The sequence below is a fragment of the Brevundimonas sp. genome (assembly GCF_032107865.1).
Taxonomy (GTDB): Bacteria; Pseudomonadota; Alphaproteobacteria; order Caulobacterales; family Caulobacteraceae; genus Brevundimonas.
Genome location: NZ_DAMCNG010000306.1, coordinates 1 through 2493 on the forward strand (window position 1 = coordinate 1; position 2493 = coordinate 2493).

General features: G+C 69.4%; 2 protein-coding genes. One reads left to right on the forward strand and one right to left on the reverse strand.

The window, feature by feature from the left end:
• Window positions 1-1632: DUF885 domain-containing protein (locus RT567_RS15970; RefSeq protein WP_313577198.1), on the forward strand; the 1632-nt coding region annotated here is incomplete at its 5' end.
• 81 nt (window positions 1633-1713) lie between these two features.
• Here the strand turns inward: RT567_RS15970 and RT567_RS15975 are convergent.
• A partial coding sequence (locus RT567_RS15975; RefSeq protein WP_313577199.1) for a DUF1176 domain-containing protein occupies window positions 1714-2493 on the reverse strand: 780 nt, incomplete at its 5' end.

The following is a 2493-nucleotide window of genomic DNA, read 5'->3' on the forward strand; positions in this document are numbered from 1 at the left end:
AACCTGGGCCTGGACAAGGGCGCCCGCGCGGGCCTGTCGTCCAAGCTGAGCGAAGCCGGGCCTGACGCCATCCGCAAGGATCGCGACAAGGCGGTTCGTCGCTGGGCCGAACTGCGCGCCTTCGACCAGGCGGGCCTGTCCGAGGCCGGGGCGCTGAACTACGCCATCGCCGCCTTCGGACGTCAGACCTCGGCCGAGACGGCGCGCTTCGACTACGGCGCCGGGCCGGGCCGCCCGTCGCCCTATGTCGTGACCCAGCTGTCGGGCGGCTATTTCTCGACACCCGACTTCATGGATAACCAGCATCGCATCGAGGATGCGGTGGGCGCCGACGCCTTCCTGTCGCGCCTCGACGCCTTCGCCGGCGTGCTGGACGGCGAGACGGCCAAGATCCGTGAGGACGCCGGGCTGGGCGTCATCCCGCCGGACTTCATCATCGATCGGATGCTGCCGCAGATCCGCACCCTGCGCGATACGTCGGCCGCCGACATGTCCATGATCAAGTCGCTGGCCCGCAAGGCCGGGGCGCTGAACCTGTCGGGTTATGACGCGCGCGCCGTCGCCCTGGTCGATCAGAAGATCAAGCCCGCCCTGGCGCGCCAGATCGAGGCGCTGGAGAAGATCCGCCCCGACGCTGTGCACGATGCGGGCGTGTGGCGCCTGCCGGACGGCGAGGCCTTCTACGCCGCCGGGCTGAAGTCGAACACGACGACCACGCTCTCGGCCAAGGAAATCCACGCCATGGGCCGCGAGCAGGTGGCCGAGATCACCGCCGAGATCGACGGCATCCTGAAGTCGCAGGGCATGACCCAGGGCACGGTCGGCGAGCGCGTCCAGGCGCTGAACAAGGATCCGGCCCAGCTGTTCCCCAACACCGACGCGGGCAAGGAAGAGCTGCTGCAGTGGCTGAACGAACAGGTCGCCGCGCTGGAGCCGAAGCTGCCGGCCGTCTTCGGTCGCCTGCCCAAGACCCATGTCGAGGTTCGCCGCGTGCCGGTGTCGATTCAGTCGGGCGCGCCGGGCGGATACTATCAGGGGCCGCCGCTGGATGGCTCGCGCCCCGGCGCCTACTACATCAACCTGCGCGACAGCGGGAACTGGCCGAAGTTCGCCCTGCCGACCCTGACCTATCACGAGGCCTCGCCGGGCCACCACCTGCAGGTGGCGCTGCAGCGCGAGTCGGGCGAACTGCCGCAATGGCGCCGCGCGGGCGGCTTCTCGGCCTACAATGAAGGCTGGGCGCTGTACGCCGAGGCGGTCGCGGCGGACGATCTGGACGCCTATGCGACCGATCCGCTGGGCCGGGTGGGCTTCCTGATGTCCTATCTGTTCCGGGCGGTGCGCCTGGTGGTCGACACCGGCATTCACTCCGAACGCTGGAGCCGCGAGCAGGCGGTCGACTATATGGCGGCCTCGGGCGCCAAGCCGCTGGACGCCTCGAACAGCGAGATCAACCGCTACTCGGTCTGGCCGGGCCAGGCCTGTTCCTACAAGGTCGGCCACACGGTCATCGCGCGCCTGCGCAAGGAGGCGGAAGCCAAGCCCGGCTTCGACCTGCGCGCCTTCCACGACAAGGTGCTGGGCAGCGGCTCCCTGCCGCTGGCGGTGCTGGAAGGGCGTATGCGCGCCTGAGGCGTCACTGAAGCCTGAAACGAATGACGGCCCGGACGTTCGCGCGTCCGGGCCGTTTTCATGTCTGGCGTTGAGCTGTCGTCAGGTCGCCGCGCGCCAGGTGGTCGGCCACAGATCCTGCGGGATGGCGGTGCAACTGGGCATGTTTTTCTCGTCCAGCAGGGCGAAGCGTTCGCCGGTCCAGGCCCAGGTGCCCATGCGGCCGCAGTCGCCGATGCCGCGCCCGCGCCCGAAGGCGAACAAGGTACGGGTCTTGGGGTCATAGCGGCTGTTGACCAGTTCATCGTGGCTGCCCGTGGCCGTGGGGAAGACGACCGGCTGGGGCGCGGTCCTGTCCGCCGTGGTGATGAAATAGACCTGGGTGAAGTTGTAGGCGCCCTCGCCGCATGGCACGCTCCACAGCAGCTTGTCGGAGGCCAGGCGGGAGACCTCGACGTCAGGCTCGAAGCGTTCGCCCTTGCGGCTCGTCGCCAGGCATTCCTTGACCTTGGGGTGGGCCAGCAGCGCCGGCGACAGGTCGTCGTGCACCAGGCCGTTCTGCGGCGTGGCGGCGGCCACGGTCACGCGCGGCGCGGCCGGGCGGTCGCCGCGACGGATCAGGGCGGTGGTCGTGCCCAGCCGCCCCTGACGTTCGTCGATCCACAGGAAGGCGGCGGCGGCTCCGCCCAGGCTGACCTTGATCTGCTTGTCGCCGCGCCGGATCGCCATGGCGGCGCCATTGCCCAGGCCGTTCATCAGCTGGGCCGATGGCGTGTTGAAGGCGATGACGTCGCCCTCTTCGTCCATCTTGGTGTTCTGGCCCGCATGGCGGCGGCCGTCGATCTCGGCGTAGACGTCGCCCTGTCCGTCTTCCAGCCCCCA